Source organism: Pseudoalteromonas sp. UBA2102 (assembly GCF_002331165.1).
GTDB lineage: Bacteria > Pseudomonadota > Gammaproteobacteria > Enterobacterales > Alteromonadaceae > Pseudoalteromonas > Pseudoalteromonas atlantica.
Genome location: NZ_DCYU01000060.1, coordinates 1 through 7305, shown reverse-complemented (window position 1 = coordinate 7305; position 7305 = coordinate 1). Strand labels below are relative to the sequence as shown.

General features: G+C 42.8%; 6 protein-coding genes. 1 reads left to right on the top strand and 5 read right to left on the bottom strand.

Translation table 11 applies throughout. The annotated features are described in order from the left end of the window. Window positions 1-163: 163 nt before the first annotated feature. The gene (gene serB, locus B2R65_RS07575) at window positions 164-1180 is read right to left on the bottom strand and encodes a phosphoserine phosphatase SerB (protein WP_096739181.1); all 1017 of its coding nucleotides are present in this window, start codon (window positions 1178-1180) and stop codon (window positions 164-166) included. 151 nt (window positions 1181-1331) lie between these two features. Between serB and B2R65_RS07570 the strand changes: the two genes are divergently transcribed. Next, entirely contained in the window at window positions 1332-1952 is a 621-nt protein-coding gene (locus B2R65_RS07570; RefSeq protein WP_096739180.1) for an AhpA/YtjB family protein, read from the top strand. Here the strand turns inward: B2R65_RS07570 and B2R65_RS07565 are convergent. The 4 genes from B2R65_RS07565 to prfC all read right to left on the bottom strand — a co-directional run. Then, entirely contained in the window at window positions 1919-2686 is a 768-nt protein-coding gene (locus B2R65_RS07565) for a TatD family hydrolase (RefSeq protein ID WP_154945618.1), read from the bottom strand. The genes B2R65_RS07570 and B2R65_RS07565 overlap by 34 nt on opposite strands. Before the next feature lie 12 nt (window positions 2687-2698). Then, entirely contained in the window at window positions 2699-3337 is a 639-nt protein-coding gene (pdxH, locus tag B2R65_RS07560; RefSeq protein WP_096739178.1) for a pyridoxamine 5'-phosphate oxidase, read from the bottom strand. Window positions 3338-3970: 633 nt separating this feature from the next. After that, on the bottom strand, window positions 3971-5713 hold the full coding sequence (gene argS, locus B2R65_RS07555) for an arginine--tRNA ligase (protein WP_248442783.1): 1743 nt from the start codon (window positions 5711-5713) through the stop codon (window positions 3971-3973). A 62-nt stretch (window positions 5714-5775) separates the two neighbouring features. Beyond that, window positions 5776-7305, bottom strand: a 1530-nt coding sequence (gene prfC, locus B2R65_RS07550; RefSeq protein WP_286741794.1) for a peptide chain release factor 3, incomplete at its 5' end; no start/stop codon positions are given.

Here is a 7305-nt window from a genome sequence, read left to right as displayed (position 1 = left end):
CTTAAAAGTTTATAGCGTGCTAAATAAAGCGTTAGCGGCGTTATAAACTTCTCAAATAGAACAACTACATGTCGAAATTTATGCCTTGTTATCACGCTATTTATCTGTCGCTCTAAATAACTTAACCCGATTGGTATAACTTATTTTGGTGGTTATTCTCAGGTTACTTCTTTAAGGGAATAGCCAACATATACAACAATTGCAGTAACGAGCCCTGACATATAGCCGCTTGAGCTTGCTCCACCACTTTTGGTTTACCATGTACGGCAACACCTAACCCTGCTTTTTCCATCATTAGCAAATCGTTTGCACCATCGCCAATGGCTACCGTTTGCGTATTTGCTAAGCCCAGCTTTTGCTGCAGTGTTTCTAAAACAACCGCTTTTTGCTGCGCATCAACAATGGCACCAGAGACTTTTCCTGTGAGTTTATTGTTTGCAAATTCAAGCACATTAGCGTGTACTTCATCTAAATTAATCAGCTGCTGCACACGCTCGGCAAAGGGTACAAACCCGCCTGATGCTATAGCAAGATACCAATTATGCTGCTTTAAAATTTGGCATAACGCTTTAATACCTGGCATTAATGGTAAGGTGTTTTTTAAGTCTTCAATTAAGCTTTGCTCTATGCCGGCTAACTTTGCTACACGCTGATTTAAACTTTCGCTAAAATCTAGTTTGCCCGCCATTGCAAGCGCGGTCACCGAAGCCACATCGTCATATACATCTGCTAAACGTGCAATTTCATCAATACACTCTATGGTGATGGCGGTAGAGTCCATATCCATAACCAGCAACCCTGGCTCATATAGGTTAGGTGGCGTTGTAACTTGCACTAGCTGAAAATCAAGCGTGTTTGCAAACTCTCTTAGCGCAAGCGGGTTAATTTTTTGCTCTGCCTCTGGGCTATAAAAACACAGAGCTGGGGCTAACCCTAAGTCGGGCTGATATTGACATACAGCGGTTACTTTAAGCGCGTGCGTTTTTAGAAAGTCGATAATACTCGTTACATGCTTCAGTTCAAAATCGCCCGCAAACGCAATACTAAATAACCCAACGGTTTTATCTGGTATTGTTTGAGCAGGAGTAAAACTCCCTTCTTTGTAATCAAACCATGTGTTTAGCGTTAAAGAATGTAATGCTTGCTCAGCAGCTGGCTGTGCCATGTTCATTTGCGACATGGGTTCTCCGTGTTTGTTATTTATTTTTCTAATTTGGCGTATCAATTAGGGTATTCATAACGCTAAATTCGCCATCGGGGTAGATTTAAGGTTATAGTTAGCGTAGTTGTAACATCAAATCAAAATGCTGTCAGTAGCATATACGGTGACTATGAAAAATAACCATATAAAAAGCCCTTTGTCTGCATCACAAAGAAAGCGAATCGTTCGCTTGTTATTGGCTGCGGGCTGTTTTGTATTACTGAGTTTTGTAGGTGTTAACAGTAGCTTTGAAAGCCACCAACTACTTTATAATAGTGCCGATAATACTGCCAAAAGCTTAACCTCATTTATGGCTCTTAATGCTAAAGAGCCATTGCTTGCTAAAAATAAGCCACAGCTTAGAGCTTTGTGTAATGATATAAGCAAAGACGAGTTTGTACTTTCAGCCACAATATACGATCAGCAAGGCGTACTTATAGCCAGCAGCGATCACTGGCAATCGCACCATATATTTGGCCAATTGCCAGAGTCCACCCCAGGGATTAGTAAACTAAAAACCCCATTTGTTGAGCCTGTTATAAGCGACATAGATAAGCCTTTAGGCTTTGTATCTATTACTTATTTAACCCGCGCGGCGATATCTGACAGCCACAATCACTTTCATGATTTAGGCAGGCAAGTTTTATTAATGCTAGTAATAGCCTGTATTTTTACATGGCAGCTAGGGCGAGGCCTAAAACGTTGGCAGGTAAATCGCTATATGCAAAAAACCTCAGAGCAAGAATCGTAAAGCTGCTGAACAAGTTCGGCTTTATTACTATTTGGCTTTAAGCTGCATAAAACTTCAAATACAGCAGGAATATGCGCAGGGGTGTTAATTTCTCCCTGATGGCCACTTAATGGCATTGAGGGCGCGTCCGTCTCAAGCACTAAATGCTGCGGTTCTATTTGAGCAATTACATCACGGGTTTTTGCTGCTCGTTCATAAGTAATAACGCCACCTACACCTAATTTAAAGCCCTGTTTAATATAATACTGTGCTTGTTGCATGGAGCCTGAGTATGCATGTATCACGCCGCCATATTTTGGCTTGCAGCGCTTAAACGCATGCGCAATTAAATCATGGCTTTGCCTGTGATGCACAATAAGCGGCAGCTGGAGCTCGTTAGCAAGGGTGATGTGTTGCTCAAATAGGCTGGTTTGTTTTTCAAGGTCATCAATACTTCTATCAAGCCCGCACTCCCCTATTGCCACCAGCTGCTTTTTATTGGCTTTTGCAAAATCGAATAACTGCGCTAAGTGAGCATCTTTATGCTCATCTAAAAAGTAAGGGTGAAGCCCTGCGGCAATATGTACTTGTGGGTATTTAGCTTTAAATTCAATTAGCTGCTGAGATTGCGCCAAGCTAATACCTGGCACAACAAAGCGCTCAACACCTTTAGCCATACACTCTTTTATGAGTGATCCGCGGTTTGCGTCAAACTCAGTAAAATCGAGGTGGCAGTGGGAGTCTATAAACTTCACAGCGTAAACCGGTTAAGGGTTTAAACGTGTTATTTGCCAGCTATTATCGGTTTGGCGCTGATATATAAAGCGGTCGTGTAAACGGTGTGCGCCGCCTTGCCAAAACTCTATTTTAGTAGGCACTACGCAGTAACCGCCCCAAAAATCAGGCAATGGAATTTCACCATTAGCAAATTTACTCTTCATATTGGCAAAGGTTTCCATAAGCACTTTGCGCGATGAGACCGGCCTGCTTTGCGCTGAGGCCCATGCTGCTAATTGGCTTTCTTTAGGGCGCGATAAAAAATATTTAGCGACTGCAGCCGTCGGTAATGGTTTTGCCTCACCGTATACAATCACTTGGCGCTCCATATGATGCCACGGAAAATGTAGCGATATTTTGTTATTGCCTTTTAGCTCTTGCGCTTTACGTGAGCCGGTATTAGTAAAAAATACAAACCCGTTATCATCTAAATGTTTTAGCAATACAATACGCTGTGAAGGTTGCCCGGTTTCATCAACCGTTGCCACAACCATGGCCGTTGGGTCTGGAATATTACTGCCCACAGCATGCTCAAGCCAGGTTTCAAATTGTTTGAATGGATCATCTTGCAAGTTATCTTCGCTTAGCGCGTCTTGCAGGTATTCACGGCGGATGTCTTCGAGTTTCATAAACAAATCCTTCTCTGTTTATTAAAGCGTATGTGGGTAAGTAAGGTCAGGCAATTAATAGTAATCAGTAATAAGAACAATTTTATATTTTGGGTTAGTGCTTGGTTAATGTTGGGTTTCGTTTCACTCAACCCAACCTACGGTGCTATCAGCTATCAGCTATCAGCTATCAGCTATCAGCTATCAGCTATCAGCTATCAGCTGTCAGCTACAAAATGATCAACTTACAAAAGTTCGTCAAGTAAAGCCTAAAATCATCTGCAAGTGTAGGAGTGCTAGCAAGGCGGTAAAACTATTTATGCCAAGGAGCATACGGTTTGTATGTGACTTAGGCTGAATAGTTTTACCAACGCAGCTAAAGCGAACTACACAACTCAGATATCTGCAAGTGTAGGAGTGCTGACAAGGCGAAGTGCTTTTTTATGCCAAGGAGCATACAGTTAGTATGTGACTTAGGCTAAAAAAGCACGACAACGCAGTCAAAGCGAACTACACGCAGCAGAAGGTTCACCTATGTAGTTTAGCCTAAGACAAGGCATCCACCTCCTACTTATCCCTATGAGCATACGATTTGTATGTGATTAGGGTAAGTTGGGGTGGATAACGCAGTATTAGGTTAAAATACGACGGTGATTACATTTGCTCCATGACTTCAATGCCTAACAAATCCAATCCTGTTTTTAGCGTATCTGCCACTAAATTACATAACACTAAACGGCTGTCACGTACGTTTGGCTCTACGCCTTCTTTTAGTACTGGGCAGGCTTCGTAGAATGTCATGTATAGGCTAGCTAGCTCGTATAAGTAGCTACATAGTACGTGCGGAGTAGCCTCAGAGATCATTAAATCTAGGACTTCTTCAAGCTGTAGCAGTTTAAGCGCGAGTGCTTTTTCTTGCGGCTCGGCTATAGCTACATCTGCATTTAGCGTAGCGGCATCGACACCTGATTTACGGAAAATACTGCGCACACGGGTATAAGCATATTGTAAGTAAGGTGCTGTTGCGCCTTCAAAGCTTAACATGGTGTCCCAGTTGAATATGTAATCGCTGGTACGATGCTTAGAAAGATCAGCGTATTTAACAGCGCCAATACCTACTTTACGCGCAATTTCGCTGCGATCATGATCTGATAAATCAGATTCACGCTCAGCAAGTTTTGTTGCTGCACGGCTAATTGATTCTTCAAGTAAATCAGCAAGTTTTACTGTACCACCTGTACGGGTTTTAAATGGTTTACCATCGGCGCCCATCATGGTGCCAAACGGGCAAAACTCATAGCTTGTTTCATCGCGTAAAAGGCCTGCTTTACGTGCGGTAAGCTCTACTTGATTAAAGTGAAGGCTTTGGCGTGCATCAACAAATATTAAAATACGCTCAGCACCTAAGGTATTTGAGCGGTAGTTACACGCGGCTAAATCGGTGGTTGCATATAAAAAGCCGCCGCCAGATTTTTGCACAATAAACGCCGATGGCTCACCATCTTTATTGGCAAGTTCATCTAAAAACACCACTTGTGCGCCTTGCGACTCTACCGCTATGTTTTTATCTTTTAACAGGCTAATAATATCGTTAAGCTCACTGTTGTAAGCACTTTCAGCCATAATATCGTCTTGGGTAAGCGTTACGTTTAGACGTTTGTAAACTTCTTCAGAGTGCTTAACAGAGGTCGCTATAAATAGCTTCCATAGTTTTTCACAGTGCGCGTCGCCGCCTTGTAGTTTAACTACATAGTCACGGGCTTTATCGGCAAAGCCTTCTTCATCGTCAAAACGTTTTTTAGCATCGCGGTAAAACGTTTCTAAATCAGCAAGCGCTACCGACTCTAAGTCTACGCCTTGGCTAATTTGATCTTCTAAATGCGCAATTAGCATACCAAATTGTGTGCCCCAATCGCCCATGTGGTTTTGACGAATGACTTTGTCGCCTCTAAATTCAAGCGCACGTACAATCGCATCACCAATAATGGTTGAACGCAAATGGCCTACGTGCATTTCTTTTGCAAGGTTAGGTGATGAGTAATCTACCACGACAGTTTGCGGGTTTGCGTGCTCGTTTACAGCCAGTTTTGCATCGCTGTTAGCTGCTTTTACACTGTTGGCTAAAAACTCAGGCTTTAAATGAATATTAATAAAACCCGGGCCGGCAATTTCTGTTTTTTCAGCGATGTCGGTTACATCTAGGTTATCAATAATTTTTTGCGCAAGCTCACGTGGGTTGCTTTTCATTTTTTTAGCGGCGCCCATTGCTCCATTAATTTGGTAATCACCAAACTGTGGGCGTGTGCTTTGTGTAACAGCTGGGTTTGTGTCTTCTGGTAGGCCTGCTGCGGTCATGGCGGCAATGGCTTTTTCTACTAAAATAGTACGAATGTTCATTATATTATTTACCTTTGTAAGCCCGCCATAGCAGGCTTTCAGTTAACTTTAGTCAGTCGATTCTAGTTTTCGCGCGTATGGTTAAAGGTTACCTCTGGGTAACGCTCTACCGATAAGTTAAGGTTTACACGGCTCGGTGCTATGTAAGTTAAGTTATCGCCACCATCGAGTGCTAAGTTGCTTTCGCACTTACGTTTAAACTCTTCAAACTTTTTAACATCGTCGCTGCTTACCCAACGTGCCGTATTTACATTTACGCCTTCGTAAATTGCATCTACGTTGTACTCAGCTTTTAAGCGCGCTACAACTACGTCAAACTGAAGAACACCTACCGCGCCTACAATTAAATCGTTGTTAGTAAGCGGTCTAAATACCTGTACAGCACCTTCTTCAGAAAGTTGTACTAAGCCTTTTAATAATTGCTTTTGTTTGAGTGGATCGCGCAAACGAATACGACGAAACAGCTCAGGCGCAAAGTTAGGAATACCGCTAAATTTAAGCTTTTCGCCTTGCGTAAAGGTATCGCCAATTTGAATGGTACCGTGGTTATGCAAACCAATAATATCGCCCGCATACGCATCTGCTGCACGCTCACGATCGCCCGCCATAAAGGTTACCGCATCAGAAATACTAATTTGCTTACCAAGGCGTACGTGGTTCATTTTCATGCCTTGGCTGTATTTACCCGACACAATACGCATAAAGGCAATGCGGTCACGGTGTTTAGGGTCCATGTTGGCCTGAATTTTAAACACAAAGCCGGTAAAGTTTTCTTCTGTTGCGATTACTTGGCGGTCATCTGTTTCGCGCGGTAATGGCGTTGGTGCCCATTGCGTTAAACCATCAAGTACATGGTCTACACCAAAGTTACCAAGGGCTGTACCAAAGTACACCGGAGAAAGCTCACCTGCTAAAAACAATTCAAGATCAAACTCATTTGAGGCACCAATTACCAGCTCTAGCTCTTCACGTAATTGCTCAGCGAGTTCTTCACCAATGGCGGTATCGAGCTCTGGGTTATCTAGGCCTTTTACAGTGCGAACTTCTTGAATAGTATGACCTTGGCCTGTTTTGTATAAAACCGCTTCGTCGTTATGAATGTGATAAACACCTTTAAACTCTTTACCACAACCAATTGGCCAAGTAATAGGCGCACAGGCAATATTTAGCTCTGTTTCTACTTCATCAAGTAGTTCCATTGGGTCACGAATATCACGGTCACACTTATTCATAAAGGTAACAATAGGCGTGGTACGTAGGCGCGTAACTTCCATTAGCTTACGGGTACGTTCTTCTACACCTTTTGCGGCATCAATAACCATTAAACACGAATCTACTGCGGTCAATGTACGGTAAGTATCTTCTGAGAAGTCTTCGTGTCCAGGGGTATCAAGTAAATTAACCAGCGCATTGTTATACGGAAACTGCATTACAGAGGTAGTAACCGATATACCACGCTCTTTTTCCATTTCCATCCAGTCAGACTTTGCATGCTGATTAGAGCCACGGCCTTTTACAGTACCGGCTTTTTGAATCGCTTGTCCGAACAAAAGTACTTTTTCGGTGATGGTGGTTTTACCAGCATCCGGGTG

What these genes read in the sequence shown, in the direction of transcription:
- argS (WP_248442783.1), bottom strand. Translation starts at nt 5,713, where the DNA reads ATGAACATTCGTACTATTTTAGTAGAAAAAGCCATTGCCGCCATGACC.
- B2R65_RS07570 (WP_096739180.1), top strand. Translation starts at nt 1,332, where the DNA reads ATGAAAAATAACCATATAAAAAGCCCTTTGTCTGCATCACAAAGAAAG.
- pdxH (WP_096739178.1), bottom strand. Translation starts at nt 3,337, where the DNA reads ATGAAACTCGAAGACATCCGCCGTGAATACCTGCAAGACGCGCTAAGC.
- serB (WP_096739181.1), bottom strand. Translation starts at nt 1,180, where the DNA reads ATGTCGCAAATGAACATGGCACAGCCAGCTGCTGAGCAAGCATTACAT.